The organism is Kribbella sp. NPDC026596, from assembly GCF_040638415.1.
Taxonomy (GTDB): Bacteria; Actinomycetota; Actinomycetes; order Propionibacteriales; family Kribbellaceae; genus Kribbella.
This window is the reverse complement of sequence record NZ_JBEZYF010000092.1, coordinates 11,715-33,569: the sequence shown is the minus strand read 5'-3', so window position 1 is coordinate 33,569 and position 21,855 is coordinate 11,715. Positions and strand designations below refer to the sequence as shown.

Here is a 21,855-nt window from a genome sequence, read left to right as displayed (position 1 = left end):
CGACACCCCGCTGAACCTCTACGACCGGCCGAAGAACAAGTTCGTGGCCGGCTTCATCGGCTCGCCCGCGATGAACCTGATCGAGGCCGAGATCACCGACGGCGGCGCCAAGATCGGCGACTACGTCGTACCGATCGAGCGCAACCTGCTGGCCAAGGCCGGCGACGACAAGACCCTCACCCTCGGCATCCGGCCGGAGGCGTTCCACCTGGCCGACGCGGGCCTGCCCGTGAAGGTCGCGGTGATCGAGGAACTCGGCTCGGACGCGTTCCTCTACGGCACCGCCGAACACACCGACGAGAAGCAGCAGATCATCGCCCGCATCGGCACCCGCCTGCACAACGACAAGGGCACCCTCGTCCACCTCGCACCAGACGCGGACAAGCTGCACCTCTTCTCCACCTCGACCGAGGAACGGTTGGTCGCCTGATTACTGTTGCCTGGTGCAGACGTGGGAGAAGGATGCACCTGGCGTGATGGTGCTGCCGTCGGGTCGGATGGTGCGCGGACGTGGTCTGCGCAACGGCCCGGCGGCAGCGCCATTTCCTACGTACGGCGTTTACCTCTTGGGTAAGCCACCTCCTGCCGTCAACTGGGACGCGCACTGGCTGCGTTGGCCCGACTTCCGGCTTCCCGCCGATCGTGACGAGGCTCGCTCCGTGTTCGTCGACGCGTTGGAGCGTGCGGGCTCTGAGCGAGTCGAGTTCGCCTGCGGCGGTGGCCGCGGCCGGACCGGTACGGCGCTCGCCTGCCTCGCCGTCCTCGACGGGATCCCCGCCGCGGACGCCGTCGAGTACGTACGGCGGAACTACGACTCGCACGCGGTGGAGACGCCGTGGCAGAAGCGGTTCGTACGACGCTTTACCCGGTAAACCTTTTGACCCAGGCAGGTGATCTCGCGTTGGCTCTGAGGCGTGACGATCGAGCGCACGAATCCCGCCGGGCTGCACCCGACGCCCGGGTACCACCATGTGACCAAGGTTCAGGCCGACACTCTGATCTACTTGGCCGGGCAATGTCCGCTCCAACCCTCGGGTGACCTGGCCGAGGGCGGACTCGAAGCCCAGACCGAGCAGGTGATCCGCAACATCTTGACCGCCCTCGAGTCCGCCGGCGCCTCCCCGGAGCACGTCGTACGGACCGTGATCTATGTCGCCAGCCCGGTCCGCGAGGACCTTGCCGCAGTGTGGACCCAGCTGAACGCGTCCCCGCTCGCCCCGGCCTTCACTACGGCCAGCACGCTGCTTGGCGTCGCCCAGTTGGGCTTCCCCGGTCAGCTCGTCGAGATCGATGTGACGGCGGCCCTGTGATCGTGCCGGCCGAGGTCGTCGAGTACGACCCGCGCTGGCCGGTGTGGTTCGCCGAGATCCGGGCGCGACTCACGCCGTACCTGACCGAGTTGCCGCACCAGATCGAGCACGTGGGGAGCACCGCCGTACCGGGGCTCGCCGCCAAACCGATCATCGACGTGGATGTTGTGGTCCCGACGGCGGAATTGGTCCCGGCGGCGATCGCGGCACTGACTGCCGCCGGCTACCAGCATGAAGGCGACCTAGGAGTCCCCGGACGGGAGGCGTTCGCGCTCCCGCCGAACACCGTCCGCTACCACCATCTGTATTTGGTTGTCGAAGGCAACAAGGCTCACCAGGACCACACCGTGCTGCGCGACCACCTGCGGACGGACCCCGCCGACCGCGAACCGTACGCCGCCCGCAAGCGCGAACTGGCGCACCTGCTGACGACGGACCGTGCGGCGTACGTCGACGGGAAGTCGGCACTGGTCGAGGAGCTGATCCTGCGCGCGGCCCAGCCGTCGTGATCCGACATGCGGCCCTCGTGATTCGGCGTGCGGCTCAGAGTTCGTCATTCGGCGCCAGCCGGTGGTCGGCGTCGTACCGCTGCCGGAGCTCGGTGAGCCGTCGGTAGTCACCGGGGTCGAGGTCTCGGCAACCTCGTCGCCGGTCAGATCCGCGAAGGTGAAGTTGAGGAAGCGGCCGACGGTGGATCCGCGCCACGGCTCGAGGATGGTGCGGTGTAGTTCGGTGACGTCGGCCTAGGCGCCGAGTTCGCGGTCGACGAGGCGACGCCGGAGGTCGCCGTACTGATGACCGAGGTGGGCGACCGGCTCAGGCGGTCCTTCGCCGCCGCGGCGGAATCCGTGGAACCAGGGTCGGATTGACGTTGCTCTCGACGGCGTCGCGGTCGACGACCACGCGCTCGATGTCGTCCCGGCCGGGTACGTCGTACATCACCGGGAGGAGCACCTCCTCGAGGATCGCGCGGAGGGCACGGGCGCCGGTGCGGCGGAGGAGGGCGAGGTCGGCGATCGCCTCGACCGCGTCAAGGGTGAACTCGAGGTCGACACCGTCGAGCCGGAAGAGCTTGCGGTACTGCTTGATCAGGGCGTTGCGCGGCTCGGTCAGGATGCGGACGAGCGCGTCGCGGTCGAGACCCGGGACGGTCGCCACGATCGGGAGCCGGCCGACGAGCTCGGGGATCAGGCCGAACTTCACCAAGTCCTCCGGCATGACCTTCGGTTCTGACGACTGCCGCATCGACAGGCCGAATCCGACGCTCGTCGGGCGGCTGCGGCGAGCAATCAGTTCGTCGAGACCGTCGAAAGCGCCGCTGACGATGAACAGCACCCGCGTCGTGTCGAGCTGGATGAACTCCTGCTGTGGATGTTTGCGACCACCCTGCGGCGGGACACTCGCCGTCGTACCCTCCAGGATCTTCAGCAGCGCCTGCTGGACACCCTCGCCGGAGACGTCGCGGGTGATCGACGGGTTCTCGCTCTTGCGGGCGATCTTGTCGATCTCGTCGATGTAGACGATGCCGGCCTCGGCCTTGCGTACGTCGAAGTCGGCGGCCTGGATCAGCTTGAGCAGGATGTTCTCGACGTCCTCACCGACGTACCCCGCCTCGGTCAGCGCGGTCGCGTCGGCGATTGCGAACGGGACATCGAGCATCCGGGCCAGCGTCTGCGCCAGGTGGGTCTTGCCGGATCCGGTCGGGCCGATCAGCAGGATGTTGGACTTGCCGAGCTCGACGTCGGCGTCCCCCCGGTTTGAAGGACGCTGCGTTCGATTCCGCTTGTAGTGGTTGTAGACGGCGACGGCCAGCGCCTTCTTCGCCTCGTCCTGGCCGATCACATACCCGTCGAGGAACTCCCGGATCTCCTGCGGCTTGGGCAGCCGGCCGGGCAGCTCGTCACTGAGGTCGGAGAGGTCCTCGTCGGCGATCAGCTCGTTGCACAGCTCGACGCAGCCGTCGCAGATGCACAGCGGGGTGGGGCCGGCGATCAGCTTGCCGACCTGCTGCTGGCTCTTGCCGCAGAACGTGCACTTCAGCACCTCGGCTGCCATCCCCATCTACCTTTCAGATGTTGTGATCATCCAGATGATAGCAACATCTGAGTGCTATCGTAGGGCCGTGAGCCGGTTGAGCAGGGCTGAGTTGCAGCTCCGCACCCGGGCGAAGGTGCTGGCCGCGGCCCGGGCGGAATTCGCCGAGCACGGCTACGGTGACACCACCATCGACCGCATCGCCGCCCGCGCCGATCTCACCCGGGGCGCCGTCTACTCCAACTTCCCCGGCAAGCGCGCCCTCTACTTCTCGACTCTCACTCCTCACATCTCCCAACGAGCCGCAGCCCGGCAGGTGACTACTCCGGCTGAGGGACTCGCCGCGTTCGCATCCGCGTGGCTCGACCAACAGCACCCCGGTCCGGAAGTGCTGACGGAACCGGCCGACCTCGGCACGCCGTACGCCGGGCTGCTCGGGCTGAACGCCGTACTGCTCGGGCTCTCCCTGGACGCCAGCCCGGCGCGACAGCGTTCGCCGGGACGCGGGCAGGATCTCGGCCGGATGATCCGGATCTCACGGCTCGCTCTGACCCTGCTCGCCGGCGCGGACCAGCTCACGTCGGCGCCCGGGTTCGTCCAGCCTTTCGCCGTTGCCCGGGCGTGCGCGCACCTCGCTGACATTGACGTCGACGATCCCTGGCGGCCGCCGCCGACCTCTCCCCCGATCCGTCCCGCTGATGAGGCATGGTCGCCGCCGGCCGTGACCGACGAGGTGCTTGGTCGTACGGCGGACCTCGACGGGGTGATCGTGGTGCTCGGACTCAACCGCCTCAGCGCTGCGGAGGACGTCGTACGGACGACCGACGGGCCCGTCACCATCGCCCTCGTTTCGAGCTCTCCGGACGAGCTCGGGCCACTGGCCCGTTACACGACCGGCGCTCTTCTTGGTTGCCTGCGGCAAGCAGTTCCCGGGCTCCAGCTCGTGCACGACGAGGACGGCGTACTCGCGTCAGCACTGGGGTGTGACGTGATCGGGGACGACCTCGAGTTCGCGGCGTCGGTCGCTGACGGTCGGATAGTCGCCCGGGCCGAGAGCTTCGGTGCCGCGCACGCGATCGCACAACTGTTGCAGAACACCTGCGGGAGGTAGTCCTGTTTGTCAGGCGACGATGAGGCCGATGCCGAGCGTCAGTACGCCGACAGCCAGGGACGCGGCGCCGAGCCAGAGGACCCAGAGGAACTGGTTCGGCTGGGTGCGGTCCTTGCCCGCGGACGAGGCGAAGAAGCCGCCGGACATCAGGATCGCCGCGGCCGGGATCGCCAGCCGGGCGACCCACAGCCAGAAGCCGGTCAGGCCGGTCTGGTCGACGTACAGCAGTCCGACCAGGCTGAGGATCACCAGTACGCCGGCGTGCGCGTGACCGGCCCGGGCGAACGACTTCTGGAATCCCGTCATCGGCACCTGACCACGGACGATCTTGGTCATGAAGTAGCCGCCGAACTGGATCGTGACGATGGTCAGCAGGATGACGCCGGCAATGATCCGGGACGAGTCGGTCATGAGTACGAGTGCTCCTTGCGGGTGGCGAGTTCGATGGTGGACTTCGCCGTACGCGCAACCCACAGAGCGACGGCGATGTAGAGGACCTGCTCGGGGATGCGCTGCCACAGCGGCGTGGCTTCGCCGCCGGCGAACGGTACGTCGGCGACAGCGGCGTAGATGTTGGCCGGGATCAGCGCCACGAACAGCGCGGCCAAGGCGTAGCCGGCTGGTTTGCGCGTCGCGGTGAGCACGAGGCCGGCCGCGCCGAGCAGTTCGAGGACGCCGGTGACGTAGACCAGCGCGTCCGCGAACGGCAGGAACGGCGGCACCATCCGCACCATGTCGGCGTGGTTCGGCATCACCGTCACGCCGGCCGGGACGAAGTGCGCGCTCGCGGTGATCGGCAGCATCACGGCCATCCCGTGCGCCGCGCTGACCGGCCAGCTGGCGAACCGCCGGACCCCAAGCGCACCCAGCGCCCGGAAGACCAGCGTCGCCAGCACCAGTACGAGGGGGATCATTCTGTCCAGCTCCTTCTATGGATAGTTGAAGTATCCGTTTATGGATACTGATACTATCCATCAGGAGCGAGAGGAAGGCAAGCGAGAATGCGAATCGGGGAACTGAGCAAGGTCACCGAGGTCCCGGTGCCGACGATCAAGTACTACCTGCGCGAGGGCCTGCTCCCCGCGGGCGAACTCAGCAGCCCCAATCAGGCGTCGTACGGCGAACCCCATGTCCGCCGGCTCCGGCTGATCCGCGCCCTGGTCGAGTTGGCTCAGGTCCCGGTGGCGCAGGTCAAGGACATCCTCGAGTCGCTCGACTCAGACGACGTACCCCTGCACGAACAGATCGGCCGCGCCCATCGCGCCCTCACCCCCACCCGGCGGCTGGCGGCCACCGGCGAAGCCCGAGCCGCCGCCACCGATCAGGTCACCGACCTCATCACCCGCCGCGGCTGGTCCGTCGACCCCGAAGCCCCCGCCCTCGCCACCCTGATCGAGACCGTCGCAGCCCTCCGCACCCTGGGCCAGGACAACCTCGTCACCTTCCTCGACGCCTACGCCGAAGCCGTCGAACGCTTCACCGAACTCGAGATCGACGCCGTCACCGCCAACCCCACCCGCGACCAACTAGCCGAATCCGTAGTCATCGGCACCATCCTCGGCGAAACCCTCATCTCCTCCCTCCGCCTCCTAGCCCAAGAATCAATCTCAGCCCAGCGCTGGAAGAACCGCTGATCAGCCGAAGCGCTGGGCCATTCTCGCAGTGCATCCTCGATCGCTTACTGCGCGGGCAACACTCCGGCGACGCACGCGGCTCCTGACTGCAGACCCCGCATGCGCGAGCGTCACCCGGCCTCGGCGATGGTCGCGGCCTGCTTGATGATCAGGTCCGTCGCGGACGGCTCCTGGTCCGGTGGGTAGCCTTGCTTGAGGAGGAGCCGCTTGATGCGGGTGCGAAGCCTTGCCCGCACCTGCTCCTTGAACTGCCAATCGGTCCTGGCGTCGTTGCGAACGATCTCGGTCAGCTCATGGGCGATCGCGCGGAGAGTCTCGTCCTTCATCGCGAGACGGGCTGACTCATTGGTCGAGAGCGCGTCGTAGAAAGCAAGTTCGTTCTCGGTGAGGCCGGTCTCCTCGCCGCGCCCACGCTGCGCCTGGATCGCCTTGGCGATCTCGACGATCTCGGCGACGACCTGAGCCGCGTCGATGGTGCGGTTCTGGTATCGGTTGAGGGCATCGGAGAGCATCTCGGAGAACTTCCGGCCGGCGACTACGTTGCGCTTGCCGATGATCTTGACCTCGTTGGAGATCAGCCGCCGGACCGCTTCAAGCTGGAGGTTCTTCTGATTGGATGCCTGGAACTTCTTGCGGAATTCGTCGTCAATGACGGAGATGTCCGGCTTCTCTAGGCCGGCCTCGGCGAAGATGTCGATCACGCCCGAGCCAGCCACGTGCTGGCTGAGGATCTGCCGTACGGCGGTGTCGAGCACTGCTTCACCGTCGGAGTCGCGGTCGACGGCTTCGATCTTGGCGATCGACTGGCGTACGGCGTCGAAGAACGCGACGTCGTCGCGGATGGTCGCGGCTTCGGGCGAGGTAGGGACGAGCGCGAAGAGGCGCTTCAGCCGACCGGTGTGAGCCATGAACCGCTTCTTTACCGACGGCTCATCCGCGGTCTCGATGTCGAACTCGCCAGGCGTGACATCGTCACCGATGTCGGCGCGTCCTCGCTCCGCTTCCAACAGGTGGTCGACGGTAGCGGTGACGGCATAGACGAAGGCCTTTGTGTCGCCGCTCCCGAGGACAGTGACCCAGTCGATGTCGTGGAGCAGGTCAGAGACGATGGAGTGCTCAACCAACAGCTCGGGGATTGCGGCCTGACGGACATCCTCTCCGATCGCGCGATCCTGTTTGTCGCGGTCTGTGTATGTGGCGAGCGCATCCTTGAGGTTCTCGGCAATTCCGATGTAGTCGACGATCAGGCCGGACGGCTTGTCCTTGAAGGTCCGGTTCACGCGAGTGATGGCCTGCATCAGGCCAGCGCTGCGCATTGGTTTGTCGACATACATCGTGTGCATCGGCGGGGAGTCGAATCCGGTCAGCCACATGTCGCGAACGATCACGATCTCGAGTGGATCGTTCGGATCAGAGGCGCGCGCCTTCATGGAACGGCGTTCAGTCTTGTTGCGGATGTGCGGCTGGTACGAAGCCGGGTCCGTGGCGTCACCGGTGATGACGACCTTGACCATGCCCTGGCCGTCTTCGTCACTATGCCAGTCGGGTCGAAGAACATTGATCGCGTCATAGAGGTCGACGGCGATCCTCCTCGACATCGTCACGACCATGCACTTGCCACCCAGGACTTCGCGGCGTGCCTCCCAGTGGCCGACGATGTCGGCCGCCAGCTCCTTGATGCGCTTGTCTGAGCCGACGATGGCCTCGACCTTCGCCCACTTCGTCTTCAGGCGCTCGCTAATCTCCTCCTCAGAGCCGACGGTGGCGTCGTCGAACTCGTCGTCGATGGCTTCCTTGGCCCCCTCGGGCAGCTCGACTCTGGCCAGCCGGGGCTCGTAAAAGACCTTGACAGTGACGCCGTCCTCGATGGCCTGGGTCATGTCGTAGACGTCGATGTACTCACCGAAGACCTCGGCGGTCGAGCGGTCCTTCTCATCGATCGGAGTGCCGGTGAACCCGATGAAAGACGCCTGCGGAAGCGCGTCGCGGACGTTGCGGGCAAAGCCATCGATGAGGTCGTAGTTCGATCGGTGGGCCTCGTCGACCATCACTACGATATTGTGCCGGCTCGACAGTAGCGGGAAGGCCCGACCGGCCTCCCGGTCTTCTTTCGTGAGGCCGAACTTCTGGATGGTGGTGAAAATGATGCCGCCGGACTCCCGACCGCCGAGCAACTCCTTGAGATGGGCGCGGGAGTCCGCCTTGATTGGCATCTCCGGCAGCGGTGAGCCCGGCTTGGACGGCGCGAAGGTCTCGTCGAATAGCTGATCGTCAAGGTCGTTGCGGTCCGTCAGCACGACCACTGTCGGGTTCTCCATCCCCGGGTGCCGCGTGACCTTGCCCGCGTAATAGGCCATCTCCAGAGACTTGCCTGAGCCCTGCGTGTGCCACACGACACCGATGCGCCCATCGGTTTCCACGGACTCCAGGGTCTGGTCAACCGCCCTGTTTACAGCCCAGAACTGGTGATACTTCGCAACCGCCTTTCGGGTCTCAGTTCCGTCCCCGAAAGTCGCCACGAAGTTGCGGCAAAGATCGAAGAACACATCGAGCCGGAACATCCCCCGGATCAGCACCTCGATCTGCGGGATCCGCAGTCCCTCGATGTTCTTCGGGTCACGACGAGTGCCGTCAATCGTCTTCCACGCCGCCCAGTGGTTCCATGGCGCCGAAAACGAGCCTGCGAGAGCCTCGAGACCGTCAGAAACGATCGCGACCTGGTTCCACTTGAACACCTCAGGTATCTGGCTACGGTACGTCTGAAGCTGCCTGTAGGCGCCAGCCACCCTGGCGTATGCTTTGCCCGGCCGCTTCAGCTCGAAGATCGCCAGAGGCAGGCCGTTGACGAAGAGCAGTACGTCGGGGCGGCGGGTCTTCTTCGGTCCCTCGACGCTGAACTGGTTGATCGCCGCGAGGTCGTTATTATTCGGATGCTCCCAATCCAGCAGCCATGCCCTGTCGGACCGCAGCTGCCCACTGTCGTCGCGGTACTCGACCGGGACGCCGTGGATCAGGTAGCGGTAGGCATTCCAGTTCTCCGACTCGATCAGCGGCGACTCGGTCAGCTGGACGCTGCGGACGACGTCGGCGACAGTGTCGGGTGGAAGCCTTGGGTTCAGCCGCGTAACAGCGGCGGCGAGCCGGCCATCAAGGACCACGTCGCGGTAGTCCTCCCGCTCCGCGCCTGGCTCGGTCGGCGCGATGCTTGGTCCGTACACGTGGGTCCAACCGAGCTCCGTGAGGATTTCCAGCACCCATCGTTCGAGATCATCCTCAGTCGGTCCGACCATCACGCCACCGCCACATCTTCAGAGACGCGGACCTGGCCCGACATGAGGAGCGGGAGAAGCTCGTCACGAGTGCGGGTGAGGTCGGCGAGCTCGTCACCAAGCTCGCCGATTGCCTCCAGCACCCGAGACACTCGCCGTTGCTCGGCCAATGGTGGCATGGGGATTCTCGTTTCGCCAAGGTGTGCCTTCGTTAGCGCCCGGCGGGTAGCGCCTGCAGTCGACAACCCATTGAGGTGCCCCTTGATTGGGGCACTAAGCAAAGCCAGCATCAGAAAGCGGTAGTCAAGTACCGCTGCATCGGCGCGGATGATGGCAACATGCTGGCTGACGCGAGCGGGCAGCGCACGGTTTGGCACAAGCGCGGTTCTCGCTACGGATTCACCAGTGATATTGACAAGGACGTCGCCCGAAAGTACCGCCACTCCGCTGAGTGCGTCGGCGGCCCCGTCCGAGATCCTCGCCAGGCCGTCGTACGAGAACTGGCCGTCGTACACATTCTGCGATCTGATGAAAGAAGTCCCCTCTTCCTGGTAGACATCCTTCCCGCCACGTGGGGTCGCTCCGCTTCCGATCTTCGTCGTGACATCGCTGAGCTTGGCCAAGTCTAGTGAACGAGCAGCCAGTTGGCTGAATGATGCTCTGCCGACTTCAAGGGCCGCTTCCGCAATGCGACGATTCGTCTCGATGAGTTCATCGAAGGCGCTGAGGACATAGGCGATACGCCGCTGCTCACGCATTGGGGGAAGATCGAGCGGAACTCCCTCGAATTGAGCCTTCGCCAGCGATGGGATCGCCGATCCGGAGTCCATTCCATTGATGTCGAGAGTCAGCAGCTTGTAGTAAGCCCAGGTTGGGTCGAGCGCGGGTCCCGGCTTGAGCCAGTAGGCCGTGTCGATGACCCAGAAGGGCCCCCGAGCGAGGTGTACGCCTCGATACGCACCCTTGCGCCCGACTATTGGGCGGGGACCAATGGCGAGGGGACCAGAGTCGGTCCATCCAACTGGCCCGTTCGTACCGAAGACCTCGGTCTGCCCACGTCCTTCTTTGTAGTCTCGCAGCGATTTCCCGTACTTGAGAGTCGCTATGTCCCCCCATGAGGTCGCCGACCAGCCAGAGTCACTCATCGGCAACCACTAGAGAGTCGAGCGCTGCAAGGACAATACCCTGGAGTTCCTCGCGCTCCTTGAACCCGTCACGGATATCGGCCGAGAGACGGACGATCTTCTCGTCGAGCGGCTCCCCGTCATCCTCGGCTTGCTCGCTCCCCACGTAGCTGCCCGGGGTGAGCACGTAGCCGTGCTCTGCGATCTCGATCGTGGTCGCAGCTCGGCAGAAGCCGGGCACGTCGGCGTACTGCTGCCCGGTGCTCGTCACCGTCCCTCGCCAGGCGTGGTAGGTGTCGGCGATCTTCATCACGTCGGCTTCGGAGAACGCACGGAGCGTTCGGGTCTCCATGTAGCCGGCCTGGCGGGCGTCGACGAGAAGCGTCTCGCCGTGGCGCGGCCGAGTTTCGCCGCCGTTCGGGATCCCGGCCTTGTTCTTGGTAAGGAGCCACAAACACACCGGGATCTGGGTGCCGTAAAACAACTGTGGCGGCAGCGCGACAATGCATTCGACCACGTCCGCCTCGACCATAGCCTTGCGGATCTCGCCCTCGCCGTTCTGCTGGCTCGACAGCGAGCCGTTGGCAAGGACCGTGCCGACTGTACCGGTCGGCGCGCAGTGGTGCAGGAAGTGCTGGAGCCAGGCAAAGTTGGCGTTCTGCACAGGCGGTGCGCCGTACTTCCAGCGCACATCCTGGCGCAGCCGCTCGCCACCCCACTTGCTGTCGTTGAAGGGCGGATTCGCGATCACGAAGTCTGCGCGCAGATCGGGGTGGGCGTCGGTACGGAAGGAATCCCCCCACTCCGGGCCGAGGTTCCCCTCGATGCTGCGCAAGGCGAGGTTCATCTTCGCCAGCCGCCATGTGGTCGGGTTGGACTCCTGACCGAAGACGGAGAGGTCGTTGCGGTTGCCGCCGTGTGCGGCGACGAACTTGTCTGCCTGGACGAACATGCCGCCCGAACCGCAGGCAGGGTCGAACACGCGGCCGTGGTATGGCTGAAGCATCTCGACTAGGAGCTGCACGACGGAGCGGGGTGTGTAGAACTCTCCGGCCTTCTTTCCCTCGTTGGAGGCGAACTGGCCGAGAAAGTACTCGTAGACCCTGCCGAGGACGTCGAGGCCTTTGTACTCCTCAGCGGCAAGATCCTGCCGAGAGAAAGTGTCGATCAGGCCGCCAATGTTCTCAGCGCTCAGCTCGCGCTGAGTGTAGTTCTTCGGCAGCACTCCCTTGAGAGTGGGATTCTCCCGCTCGATCGCCTCCATTGCCTCGTCGACGCGCTTGCCGATGTCAGGCTGCTTCGCAGCCTTGCGCAAATCTGCCCAGCGGTGGCCCTCGGGAATCCAGAACACGCCCTCCGCTGTGTACTCGTCACGGTCCTCCAGCACCGACCGCTTCGCCGCCTCAGTCGGCATGAAGTACTCCGAGCCAGAGTCGCCGACCAGCCGCGCGAGCTCGTCGTGACGCACCATGAAGGTGTCCGAGACGTACTTGAGGAAGATTAGACCCAGGACGACATGCTTGTACTGCGCCGAGTCCATCTTCCCGCGCAGCTCGTCCGCCCCATCCCAAAGTGTGGCCTCGAGGCTCTTGGCCGACTGTTCCTTCCTCTTCCTCGGCGGCATACTGCCCCTTCCATCCCGTAGTCATGAAGCACTGGTCACCCGACCGAATTTGTCCGGCGCTTTGAGTCCAAGTCAACCGCACCATGCGCCAGAAGTCTGCTGTTCGGGGCTGCTGACGCGACAATGCATCGGCCACCTGCTCTGGCCTACCTTGGAACACAAGCAGGTGGCCGACGTCTTGCTTTGACTCGCAGACCGCGGCTGGCGCCAAGTTTAGCTACGACGGCCGGGAGACTGCTCACTTCTAGGCCTGATGGAGGCATCTCAGCACAGCCCCTCAGCCGTCGTGGGCCATGTCCACGAAGCGCGAGTAGTGCCCCTGGAACGCCACAACCACGTCGGCAGTAGGCCCGTTACGATGCTTGGCCACAATAAAGTCCGCCTCCCCCGGCCGAGTGGACTCCCGCTCGTACGCATCCTCACGATGCAGCAGCAGAACCACGTCAGCATCCTGCTCCAGCGAATTATGAAGAGCAATTCCATTCGCGACAAAGTTATGCGTGTCGAGAACTGTCGCGTCGAATACTTCTTGTTCGCCAAGGCTTTCGATCTGCACGATCGAGTCCCAGAAGATGTCATTTGTTGCCAGCAGTTCAAGGTCCGCGACATCAAGGATCCTTGCCACGTCGGCGAGCCGCTGCCGCGTAGGAGCTCCGGCAAATAACCGATTGCCGTTGCGCCGACCAAGCGCTGCCCCGAGGGCAACCTTGCTCATTCCACGCTCGCGCATTGCTGACTTCACCTGATCCCAGACTTGAACAGGGACAGTGTCAAGCTTCGGAGCCGCATTGATGACTTGTAGATAGCCAAGAAGTTCTCGGACCTTGTCGCCGCGCGAACCGTGAACGCCGATCTCCTCGCAGAACCGCCGTTGATTGTCAACCCCCTGGATATTCAGGTGGTACGAGTCTCGGTAACCCACCTTCCGCGCGACATAGATCCGGGTGAAGATGTTGTGGCGAAGGAGAAGGCGAGCCAAGTCGTCGACCAGCTGGCGGCTGGTGGACGCGTAGTAGATGCGACCCTGGCCGACCTTCGCGTCCCAGCGGACGGAACCGTCGGTGGCCCACAGGTGACGGACGAACTGGGCGACCTGCTCCTTCGGCAGCGCGAAGATGCCGGCCGGGATGAACTTCTCGTGGCTGCGGAGGCCGAACAGCCCCAGACCATCGAGCCAGGCGGCGATCGGGTTCCGCTTGCCCCGAGCCAGCCGGTACGGCGCGGGCAGGCGCAGGCTGGTCACTCGCGCCGCGGCGTACTCGTCGCGGATCGCGGTGATGCCGAACCGCCGGTGGGCAGCTTCGGCGACCGCGGTCAGGTTGGCCTCGTCGATGCTCGCGTAGCGGATCGGCTGACGCTTGACGAAGGATCCGTCGCCGAGCAGATGGCCCAGCAGCGTGATCTCGTCCTCGTCCCAGGGCTTGAGCTCGAGCGGCGGGGGGACGTGCCGGACTGATCCGAGTCGTGCGCCCGGAGCCAATTCGCCGAGCGGCTTCCATCCGTCGTACGTCAGGAAGGGGTGGTTCGCGGTGGCCTTGATCTCGCGGCCGGAGGCGAGCTTCAGCTTGAAGACCTCCTTCACCCCACTGGGGAAGGCGTGCGTCAGCGTGCGCGGCACCAGCTTCAGCCGGTCGTCCAGCGACCAGACCGGGACGTCCTGCGCACCAGTCGAGAGCAGCTCGCCGAGCGAGATCTCCGCACCCGTGTCCGCACGCAGCAGCCGGGTGTCGGCGGTCAGGCAGCCCGATTCGCGGAGGTCGGAGGCCATGGGGCGTTTGTCGGAGCGTTGTTCGGAGCCTCGGTTGAGCTGGCAGATGGCTACGACGGGGAGTTCGAGTTCTTTGGCCAGGAGCTTGATGGAGCGGGAGAACTCGGAGACTTCGAGTTGGCGGGACTCGACTTTCTTGCCCGACGTCATCAGCTGGAGGTAGTCGATGACGATCAGGCGGAGGTCGTGGCGCTGTTTGAGGCGGCGGGCCTTGGCGCGGATCTCCATCATGGTGAGGTTCGGCGAGTCGTCGATGAACAGCGGGGCCTCGGAGACCTCGCCCATCTTGCGGGCCAGCCGGGCCCAGTCCTCGTCGGTCATCTTGCCGTTGCGCATGTGGTGCAGCGGGACCTTCGCCTCGGCCGAGAGCAGCCGCATGGTGATCTCGTTGCGGCTCATCTCCAGCGAGAAGATGCACGAGGTCAGGCCGTGCCGGATCGAGGCGGAGCGGGCGAAGTCCAGGCCCAGGGTGGAGTTGTGGGTCGGGATCATCGTCTTGCCGGCCAGGTACAGATGGTCGGGGTTGTCCACCTCGACGCAGCGCACCGGCACGCTGTCGACCTGGTCGATCCACTCGATCCGTCGCTCGCCCTCTCCGGCGAGGGCGGCCGGGAAACCGTGCCCGGTGATCTGGCGCTGCGTCGACCCGGGGATCGGTGGTGTCAGCCCGGGACTCGCGGACATCGCCGTGTGCAGGTCGGCGGTCGTGCAGACCACCGGGCGGCCGCCGTCCTCGACCACCCACTGGTGCTCCGCGTCGGCGACGATCGTGCTGGCGTCGGAGAACGACAGCCGGAAACACGGCCGGTCCACCATCACCTCGGTCGCCGCCACCACCATGGTCGGCTGACCGTTGACATCGAGGAGCTGGTCGCCGACGGCGATCTCGCCCATGGTGGTCCAGCCGGCCGGGGTCGGCAGCGGGGTGTCGAGGGCCAGCGCCTTCCCCATCGCGGGACGGGCGGCGACGATGATCATCTGCCCGGGGTGCAGGCCGTTGGTCAGCTCGTCCAGGTCGGTGAACCCGGTCGGCACGCCGACCATCGCGTCACCGCGGGAGTCGATCGCCTCGATCTCGTCGAGGGCGCCCTCCATGATGTCCTTCAGCGGCGCGTAGTCCTCGGTGGTGCGCTTCTCGGTGACCGAGTAGATCTCCGCCTGCGCCTCGTCGACGACGTCGTCGACCTCGCCCTCACCCGCATACCCGAGCTGGACGATCTTGGTGCCGGCCTCGACCAGGCGGCGCAGGATCGCCTTCTCCCGGACGATGTGCGCGTAGTAGCCCGCGTTGGCCGCGAGCGGGACGGAGGCGACCAGGGTGTGCACGTACGGCGCGCCGCCGATGCGGGCCATCTCACCGCGCTTGTTCAGCTCGGCGGCGACGGTGATCGCGTCGGCCGGCTCACCCCGCGCATACAGATCGGTGATCGCGTCGAAGACGATCTCGTGGGCCGGCCGGTAGAAGTCCGTGCCGCGCAGCGTCTCGATGACGTCGGCAATCGCGTCCTTGCTCAGCATCATCGCGCCGAGCACGCACTGCTCGGCGGCCAGATCCTGAGGCGGTGTGCGGCCGAAGCCCATCTCCGGGTTGCGCTCTTCCTGGCCGCCGCCCTGCCCCCCGCGGAACTCCGCCACACTCACTTCGCCCGACCTCCTCGTCACACCGCTGCCCGATCACCGGTGCCGGATTCGAACACCTGATCGAACCATAGCCGCCCTGGTGGACAGTTTCTGCCCACGGAAGGCATCGGCCTCGCGACCGTACGCCGGTCCCGTCACCCAAAGCCACCTGGTCGTCCACAGGGGGTGTGGACGAACTGTGGGAAACCCCGGGAACAGGTGTGCACAGGTTGGGCACAACCCTGTGGATATCTGGGGACAACAACCCACAACATCCCCCTGACCTGCGGTTTCACTCATTCACAACTGTGGAGAAGAAAAAGTCGGCGTCCTTTTTCCGGAGTCCGGGATCCGGCGCCTGTGCACAGCCCAAGTCAGGCACAATGAGCCCTATGCCCATGACAGGAGTCCCGCCGAAGACCCCGCAACGGTGAGGCGGGCGCGGCAACTCTTCGGGGAGCAGGACCAGGAGATCCTCCGGCTCGCCGTCCCGGCGTTCTTCGCGCTGGTGTCGGAGCCCCTGATGCTCCTGGCGGACTCCGCGATCGTCGGACATCTCGGTACGCCGCAGTTGGCGGCGCTGGGTATCGCCGGGACGATCCTGCAGACACTGGTCGGGGTCTGCGTGTTCCTCGCCTACGGGACGACCTCGGCGGTCGCGCGGCGGATCGGTGCCGGTGATCACCGCGGCGCGCTCGCGCAAGGCATCGACGGACTGTGGCTGGCTTTGTTGCTGGGCGTCGTACTGGCTCTCGTCGGACTCGTGCTGGCTCCGCAGGCCATCGCGGCGTTCGACCCGTCCGCGGATGTGGCGCATCACGCGGTGACGTATCTGCGGATCTCCTGCGTCGGGATCCCGTCGATGCTGCTCCTGCTCGCGGCCACCGGCGTACTGCGGGGCCTCCAGGACACCAAGACACCGATGGTCGTCGCGATCACCGCCAACCTCGCCAACATCGGTCTGAACGTCCTGCTCGTCTACGGCCTCGACCTGAACATCGCGGGGTCGGCCCTCGGTACGGCGCTCGCCCAGACAGGTGCCGGGATCGCGCTCGTCGTGGTCGTCGTCCGCGGCGCCCGGCGCGACGGCGCCAAACTGCGGCCGGACCGCCCGGGCATCCTCGCGTCCGCGCAGATGGGCGTCCCGCTGATCGTCCGCACCCTGACGTTGCGCGTGGCAATCATCCTGCTCATCTTCGTCGCGACGGCCTTGGGTACGACGTCCGTCGCGGCGCACCAGGTCGCGTTCACCCTGTGGTCCTTCCTGGCCCTCGCGCTGGACGCGATCGCCATCGCGGCTCAAGCACTGACCGGCCGCTCGCTGGGCGCTGGCGACGTGGAGGGCACCCGCGCGATCACCCGCCGGATGATGTGGTGGGGCCTGATCTCCGGAGTGATCGGCGGGCTGGCCCTCTGGGGTCTGCGCGACCTCTACGTCCCCTTGTTCACCACCGATCCAGAGGTGCGTCGCACTCTCGCCGCCGTATTGATCGTCGCCGCCCTCTGGCAACCGGTGAACGGTGTCGTGTTCGTCCTGGACGGCGTACTCATCGGTGCCGGCGACGGACCGTATCTCGCGGTGGCCGGCGTCATCGCGCTCGTGCTCTACGTACCGCTCGCGCTGAGCGTGCTCTGGCTCGATGGCGGCATCGTCGCGCTGTGGTGGGCGTTCGGCGGGTTCATGCTGCTGCGACTGCTCACCCTGACCACCCGCGAACGCCGCGACTCCTGGCTGGTGACCGGGGCTATCCGCTGACCCTGGGGTGCGGCATCGTGGGGCAGGAGGAAAGGAGCGGCATGGCCGACACCGACGACGAGCAGACGATCGCGCTCGAGCCCGACCAGCACGTGCAGGGTGACGACGACACCGAGGCCGCCGGTGAGCGGCGCGGCGCCCGTGCATGGGAGCGGGACGGCGAGCGTCCGGACGCCGTCGCCGGGCTGACGCCGGAAGAGGAAGCCTCCCGCCGCCAGGAAGAGCTCGACGAGGTTCATGACGAGGAGGACCTCGCGCAGGCCCGCACCGAGGCGATCGAGCTCGATGCGCTGGACGAGCGTCAACTGGAGGAGCTCCGCCTGCGACGCGAGGTCATCGCTGCCGCGGAGACCACCGAGGCGATCCGGCTGTCCGAGGCGAGCCGTGAGCTGCGTCGCGACGGCGACGCCAAGACCCGGCAAGCCATGAGCGATTGGTCCCACGGCCACCATCAGCTCGACGAAGCGGCCGCCCGGCCGGACGAACCGGGCGCAGCCGCCCAAGCCGCCTACGGCCGCCGCTACCAGCGCGCGGCCGTCCGCGAGGACCGGTCGGCGGAGGCCGATTACGAGCGGGCCGACCAGTACGACGCCGAGGCCCGAGAGCGCCGTGGTGTCGCGCAGCAGGAGCAGCCGCCGGCCGCCGAGGCCGTCCGCAACCGGCCCGCTGAGACACCGCAAGCCCGCAAGTTCGTGAACAAGAACCTCAAGAAGGTCAGGAAAGTGCGCGACCGCAGCACCGAGCCGGACCTGGAGATCGGCGGCTAGTCAGATCCCGCGGAGATTCGGCTGGCGCTGGTCGAAGAACAAGCCGGCCGGCGGCTCCTCCACCGGGAGCGGCGGGATCGGGTAGTCGGTGTGCGAGCCCCGGCAGGCCGCGAACGGGCCGTCCGGGTCGAGCAGCGCCATCATGTGCGGGTCCGCGTGGTCGCGCCACCAGACCGACATCCCGGTCGCCGGGTCGAGCCGCAGATGCTCCCAGGCACGCCAGATCGAGTCCAGCCGGCTGAGCGCCTCGGCGTGCCGGTACCACTCAGGGCACCAGATGAACTGCTGCCCGATCCGGCGCGTGTACAGGTAGATCAGCCGGTCCTCGACGAACGCCGCGACGTGCGGATAGAAGAGTTCCTGTTCACCATCCACCGCGGTCCCCCTCGTTCTGCTCCCAGACCGGCTTCTCCGGACCGCGCGGCAGAACAGGCGCCTGCTGCGTGCCGGCAGACACCCACGGGTTGTTGCTGACCGGAGCGGTCGCACCGGACGCACCCGGGTCGTACTTCGTCAGCGACGCCTTCACCGCGCCGGCGTCCGGCCGGGTGAACCACGGCACCGTCTTCACCATCGTCGCCGGGATACCGGACGGGAACACGACGGCGCGCCCGGGCGGCATCGCGGCCAGGTCGGACACCTCGAGGATGTTGTGCCGCTGGGTCTGCCGGCTGGTGCCGCGCTCGCCCTTGTTGTACGACACCGAGCTGGAAATGATGTCGTAGTCGCCGATCAGCTTGCTCAGCCGCTCGAGGAAGTTCGAGTCCGAGGCGCCGCCGCCGTACACCCGGATGTTCGCGGCGGACCAGAGCTTCTCCATGCCGTGGTCGCCCCAGCACTCCTGGCCCTGCGCCCACGACTGCAGGATCGTCATCAGCACGATGCCGCGGGAACCGAAGTGGCTGTACAGGTCGGGAAGGTTCTTCCAGCGGCAGACGTTCGCCGCCTCGTCCAGGACGCCGACCAGCGGGTTCGGCATCCGGCCCATCGGCATGCCGCGGGCGTACTGCTCGGCCGCCTCGACGACGGCCACCGTGAGTGCGGTGACCAGCGGTCCCGCCGTACCGGCGCCTTCCTTGGACAGGCTGTAGAGCGTGCCGCCCTGACGGACGAACTCGTGCGGGTTGAACTGCGGGCGGGTGTCGTTCGGCCCCTGCGGGGTGACCCAGCGGGTGACCTTGCGGTTGACCAGGAACTGGGCGCTCTGCTGGGCGGTGCCGTAGACACCGGCGCGCTGCTTGTCCGGCGCGTTGATGACACCGGACAGCGCGTCCGCGGACAACTGCAGGCCAGGGGTGTTGCGCAGGATCCGCTCGGGCTCGTCGTTCCGCTGGTCGGCCAGCCAGGTGTAGACCTGGGTCAGCGGGCGCTTGGCGACCGCGGCGGCCAGCAGCAGGCCGGCCAGCAGATCGGTGCCGGCGGCATCGAAGAACGCGTCGGTCTGGGCGTTCTCCCTGCGCTGCGAGGAGACGAAGTGCTCCGCCATCTCGCGCGCCTTGGTCTCGTCGGTGATGTAGCTGAGCGGGTTCCACCACCAGTTGTGCGGCTCCTCGCAGACCTCCTGCGGGTCGAACACCCAGACCGGCCCCTTCTCGGACCGCGGGCCACGGGTGGCGTCGACGATGTCGCGCTTGTTCGACGTGGCGACCACCGCGCCCGGCGCGTCCAGGATCGCCGGTACGGCACGGGACGTGGTCTTACCGGTCCGCGGACCCCAGATGTCGACGTGCATGTCTTCCCAGGACCCGAACACCTCGAGGTTGTCCCGGACGGTCCGGCCGATCATGATGCCTGGCCCGGCGTGCCCGGCGCCCAGCCGGTTGGCGATGTCCTGGGCGCCCTCACGGGTGAGCTTGTAGATCTCGGACCGCTTCGACATCAGGAACGCCTGCTTGTCGACCCGTCCACCGGTCTCCTTGCGGTTCCGGACGACGTACCAGATGGCGCCGGCGATGCCGAGCAGCACGATCAGCTCGAGCAGCAGTACGCCGGTGGCCGCGCCGGACCAATGCTGTTTGCCCTTGATCAGCTCGACCAGCGCGTTGAACGGGCCTGGCACCGGACGGGCGGTCGCCCCGTTGACCGCCTCTGCGACCTTGAGCGCACCCCACACCCCGCCGGAGACGATCAGCAGCACACCGACCCCGACGAAGATCAGGATCGACTCGACCGACAGCCCGCCCGGTCCGGTGCTCTTCTTGCCCTGGGCCATTACTCGTCAACTCCCGTTCTGGCGACCACGCGGGTGGTCGGGTCGGGCGGCGGTAGCAGTGCCGGGTCGTCCAGGCTGTACTCCCCGACGATCTCCTCGGTGCCGTCGGGGGCGACCTCCACCTTCAGCGGCTTGCCGTCGGTGCCGGTCTTCCACAGCTTGTTGGTGTCGTTGATCTCGCGCTCGACCGAGGTGAGGCCGACATGCACCGGGATGCCCGGGCGACCGCCGACCTTGACCAGGAAGTTGCCGCGGCCCGGGGGCGCGGCCTCCTCACCGGTGGCCGGGTCCCACGCGGGCGGGTCCTGCCAGCCGATGAGCATGTTCTGCTCCTCCTCGGACATCGGCACGACCTCGCTGAGGTTCTCCATCTCGGCCCGCGGCAGTCCACCGCAGATGACCATGCCGGACCGCTCGACGAAGCCCTTGGCCTTCATCCGGTCCTCGGAGTTCTCCAGCGCCAGCAGGTCGGACATGGTGTGCGAGATCATCGCCATCCCGACACCGCGCTGCCGGTTCAGCCGGGTCAGGGCGTCGACGCGGTCGACCAGACCACGCCCGGCCCGCAGCACCCGCCAAAGCTCGTCGAGGATGACGAAGTAGTGCCGCCGCGGCTCCAGGCCGGCGTCGGCCAGCGCCTGCGAGACGGCGACCGCGCCGAACCCGTACGACCAGCAGGCCAGCAGTACGGCGGCCTGCAGGTTCGTCTCGGAGTCGTCGATGTTGGACACGTCGAACACGACCGGACGGTCCATCTGCATCGGGTTGTCGGTCTGCTCGGAGAAGATCTCGCCGAGCCGGCCGCCGCCGACCAGGCCGATCAGCGATGCCTCGAGTCCCTCGGTGATCTGCCGGTACCGGTCCAGGCTGCCCCGGTCCAGGGCCACGTTGCGGACCCGGTCCGGTGCCTCCTGGACGACCTGGAGCAGGTCGCGGAGCAGCGGCGTACCGACGAAACGCTCGTCGAGGACCTTGAGGGCCTCGTCGAGGATGGTCTCCTCGCGGTCGGTCGGCGGGGCCGAGCGCATGATCGAGATCAGCGCCGACACCATTGTCTGCCGGCGGCCGTGGGCGTCGGCCTGGATCGCCTCGCGGGCCTTGCCGGTAAGCCGGAGCGCGGCCTGACGGGACTCACCCGGGTCGAGCACGTTCAGGTGCCCGCGGCCACGGCCGAGCTGGATGACCTGGCCGCCGAGGGCCTCGATCAGGTCCTTGTAGTCGGGCTTCAGGTCGCCCAGGACGAGCGGCATCACGCCGTACCCGGCCAGGCCGAGGGCCATCCGGCGAGTGATCGTCGACTTGCCCAGACCTGGCTTGCCGAGCACGAACATCGACGGGTTCGAGATCAGCTTGGCCCGCATGAACCAGCTGATCGGGTCGCAGCACATGGTCGCGCCGGAGAGGATGTTCCGGCCGATCGGTACGCCGACCATCGGGCTGCCGGTGCCGGCCGCGAACGGCCACAGTCCGCAGACCTGCACCGTCGTACCCCGCCACTCGGCCGGAGCCTGCACGTACGTCGAGTACCCGCCGCCCATCCCCGGCCAGCCACGCGGCATCGGCCGCTTGCCACCACGGGACGGATCGACCGGCTTGTTCGTTTTCTTGCTCACTGTGACTCCCCAG

18 protein-coding genes are annotated in these 21,855 nt (G+C 66.6%); 8 read left to right on the top strand and 10 right to left on the bottom strand.

Features of this window, described 5'->3' with window-relative positions; translation table 11 throughout:
* From AB0E63_RS42190 to AB0E63_RS42175, 4 genes are all read left to right on the top strand, one after another.
* Window positions 1-430 (top strand): TOBE domain-containing protein (locus AB0E63_RS42190; protein ID WP_360379242.1); only part of this gene is annotated, 430 nt, incomplete at its 5' end.
* A gap of 13 nt (window positions 431-443) precedes the next feature.
* Window positions 444-872 carry a protein phosphatase gene (locus tag AB0E63_RS42185; protein WP_360379239.1) on the top strand — a complete coding sequence of 143 codons (429 nt, stop codon included), beginning with the start codon at window positions 444-446 and terminating at the stop codon, window positions 870-872.
* A gap of 42 nt (window positions 873-914) precedes the next feature.
* A complete protein-coding gene (locus tag AB0E63_RS42180; protein WP_360379237.1) occupies window positions 915-1,310 on the top strand; it encodes a RidA family protein in 396 nt (131 codons plus the stop codon).
* Window positions 1,307-1,819: a GrpB family protein gene (locus tag AB0E63_RS42175; protein WP_360379235.1), complete on the top strand. Its 513-nt coding sequence runs from the start codon at window positions 1,307-1,309 to the stop codon at window positions 1,817-1,819. Before AB0E63_RS42180 ends, AB0E63_RS42175 begins: the two co-directional genes overlap by 4 nt.
* Window positions 1,820-2,126: 307 nt before the next feature.
* Here AB0E63_RS42175 and clpX read toward each other — a convergent pair whose 3' ends face one another.
* On the bottom strand, window positions 2,127-3,371 hold the full coding sequence (clpX, locus tag AB0E63_RS42170; RefSeq protein ID WP_360379232.1) for an ATP-dependent Clp protease ATP-binding subunit ClpX: 1,245 nt from the start codon (window positions 3,369-3,371) through the stop codon (window positions 2,127-2,129).
* Window positions 3,372-3,432: 61 nt separating this feature from the next.
* Between clpX and AB0E63_RS42165 the strand changes: the two genes are divergently transcribed.
* Window positions 3,433-4,455, top strand: coding sequence for a helix-turn-helix domain-containing protein (locus tag AB0E63_RS42165; protein WP_360379229.1), 1,023 nt, complete (start codon window positions 3,433-3,435; stop codon window positions 4,453-4,455).
* Window positions 4,456-4,464: 9 nt separating this feature from the next.
* Here AB0E63_RS42165 and AB0E63_RS42160 read toward each other — a convergent pair whose 3' ends face one another.
* Together AB0E63_RS42160 and AB0E63_RS42155 are read right to left on the bottom strand one after the other, a co-directional pair.
* Complete coding sequence (locus AB0E63_RS42160; RefSeq protein ID WP_360379226.1) at window positions 4,465-4,866, bottom strand: hypothetical protein; 402 nt, start codon at window positions 4,864-4,866, stop codon at window positions 4,465-4,467.
* Complete coding sequence (locus AB0E63_RS42155; RefSeq protein WP_360379223.1) at window positions 4,863-5,369, bottom strand: hypothetical protein; 507 nt, start codon at window positions 5,367-5,369, stop codon at window positions 4,863-4,865. Before AB0E63_RS42155 ends, AB0E63_RS42160 begins: the two co-directional genes overlap by 4 nt.
* Window positions 5,370-5,456: 87 nt before the next feature.
* On the opposite strand from AB0E63_RS42155, the gene AB0E63_RS42150 reads away from it, so the two are divergent.
* Window positions 5,457-6,089 carry a MerR family transcriptional regulator gene (locus AB0E63_RS42150; RefSeq protein WP_360379220.1) on the top strand — a complete coding sequence of 211 codons (633 nt, stop codon included), beginning with the start codon at window positions 5,457-5,459 and terminating at the stop codon, window positions 6,087-6,089.
* 110 nt (window positions 6,090-6,199) lie between these two features.
* Here AB0E63_RS42150 and AB0E63_RS42145 read toward each other — a convergent pair whose 3' ends face one another.
* The 4 genes from AB0E63_RS42145 to AB0E63_RS42130 all read right to left on the bottom strand — a co-directional run bounded on the left by AB0E63_RS42145 (window position 6,200) and on the right by AB0E63_RS42130 (window position 15,455).
* Window positions 6,200-9,379, bottom strand: a complete 3,180-nt coding sequence (locus AB0E63_RS42145; RefSeq protein ID WP_360379217.1) for a type I restriction endonuclease subunit R — start codon at window positions 9,377-9,379, stop codon at window positions 6,200-6,202.
* Window positions 9,379-10,503, bottom strand: coding sequence for a restriction endonuclease subunit S (locus AB0E63_RS42140; RefSeq protein WP_360379215.1), 1,125 nt, complete (start codon window positions 10,501-10,503; stop codon window positions 9,379-9,381). The genes AB0E63_RS42145 and AB0E63_RS42140 overlap by 1 nt, the downstream gene beginning before the upstream one ends.
* Window positions 10,496-12,106 carry a class I SAM-dependent DNA methyltransferase gene (locus AB0E63_RS42135; RefSeq protein WP_360379212.1) on the bottom strand — a complete coding sequence of 537 codons (1,611 nt, stop codon included), beginning with the start codon at window positions 12,104-12,106 and terminating at the stop codon, window positions 10,496-10,498. The genes AB0E63_RS42140 and AB0E63_RS42135 overlap by 8 nt, the downstream gene beginning before the upstream one ends.
* Before the next feature lie 277 nt (window positions 12,107-12,383).
* The gene (locus AB0E63_RS42130; RefSeq protein WP_360379245.1) at window positions 12,384-15,455 is read right to left on the bottom strand and encodes a replicative DNA helicase; all 3,072 of its coding nucleotides are present in this window, start codon (window positions 15,453-15,455) and stop codon (window positions 12,384-12,386) included.
* Between the two features lie 469 nt (window positions 15,456-15,924).
* Here AB0E63_RS42130 and AB0E63_RS42125 point away from each other — a divergent pair, with 469 nt between their 5' ends.
* Window positions 15,925-17,250, top strand: a complete 1,326-nt coding sequence (locus AB0E63_RS42125; protein WP_360379209.1) for an MATE family efflux transporter — start codon at window positions 15,925-15,927, stop codon at window positions 17,248-17,250.
* 41 nt (window positions 17,251-17,291) lie between these two features.
* On the top strand, window positions 17,292-18,017 hold the full coding sequence (locus AB0E63_RS42120) for a hypothetical protein (RefSeq protein ID WP_360379206.1): 726 nt from the start codon (window positions 17,292-17,294) through the stop codon (window positions 18,015-18,017).
* Here the strand turns inward: AB0E63_RS42120 and AB0E63_RS42115 are convergent, their stop codons facing one another.
* From AB0E63_RS42115 to AB0E63_RS42105, 3 genes are read right to left on the bottom strand one after another with little or no spacing between them, the layout of a single operon-like run.
* Window positions 18,018-18,392 (bottom strand): DUF4913 domain-containing protein, encoded by a 375-nt coding sequence (locus AB0E63_RS42115; RefSeq protein WP_360379204.1) that lies wholly within the window; start codon window positions 18,390-18,392, stop codon window positions 18,018-18,020.
* Window positions 18,382-20,229: a TraM recognition domain-containing protein gene (locus AB0E63_RS42110; protein ID WP_360379201.1), complete on the bottom strand. Its 1,848-nt coding sequence runs from the start codon at window positions 20,227-20,229 to the stop codon at window positions 18,382-18,384. The genes AB0E63_RS42115 and AB0E63_RS42110 overlap by 11 nt, the downstream gene beginning before the upstream one ends.
* Window positions 20,229-21,842 carry an ATP/GTP-binding protein gene (locus tag AB0E63_RS42105; protein WP_360379199.1) on the bottom strand — a complete coding sequence of 538 codons (1,614 nt, stop codon included), beginning with the start codon at window positions 21,840-21,842 and terminating at the stop codon, window positions 20,229-20,231. Before AB0E63_RS42105 ends, AB0E63_RS42110 begins: the two co-directional genes overlap by 1 nt.
* Window positions 21,843-21,855: the final 13 nt, after the last annotated feature.

What these genes read in the sequence shown, in the direction of transcription:
- AB0E63_RS42135 (WP_360379212.1), bottom strand. Translation starts at nt 12,106, where the DNA reads ATGCCGCCGAGGAAGAGGAAGGAACAGTCGGCCAAGAGCCTCGAGGCC.
- AB0E63_RS42145 (WP_360379217.1), bottom strand. Translation starts at nt 9,379, where the DNA reads ATGGTCGGACCGACTGAGGATGATCTCGAACGATGGGTGCTGGAAATC.
- AB0E63_RS42130 (WP_360379245.1), bottom strand. Translation starts at nt 15,455, where the DNA reads ATGGGCTTCGGCCGCACACCGCCTCAGGATCTGGCCGCCGAGCAGTGC.
- AB0E63_RS42155 (WP_360379223.1), bottom strand. Translation starts at nt 5,369, where the DNA reads ATGATCCCCCTCGTACTGGTGCTGGCGACGCTGGTCTTCCGGGCGCTG.
- AB0E63_RS42160 (WP_360379226.1), bottom strand. Translation starts at nt 4,866, where the DNA reads ATGACCGACTCGTCCCGGATCATTGCCGGCGTCATCCTGCTGACCATC.
- AB0E63_RS42150 (WP_360379220.1), top strand. Translation starts at nt 5,457, where the DNA reads ATGCGAATCGGGGAACTGAGCAAGGTCACCGAGGTCCCGGTGCCGACG.
- AB0E63_RS42140 (WP_360379215.1), bottom strand. Translation starts at nt 10,503, where the DNA reads ATGAGTGACTCTGGCTGGTCGGCGACCTCATGGGGGGACATAGCGACT.
- AB0E63_RS42110 (WP_360379201.1), bottom strand. Translation starts at nt 20,229, where the DNA reads ATGGCCCAGGGCAAGAAGAGCACCGGACCGGGCGGGCTGTCGGTCGAG.
- clpX (WP_360379232.1), bottom strand. Translation starts at nt 3,371, where the DNA reads ATGGGGATGGCAGCCGAGGTGCTGAAGTGCACGTTCTGCGGCAAGAGC.
- AB0E63_RS42120 (WP_360379206.1), top strand. Translation starts at nt 17,292, where the DNA reads ATGGCCGACACCGACGACGAGCAGACGATCGCGCTCGAGCCCGACCAG.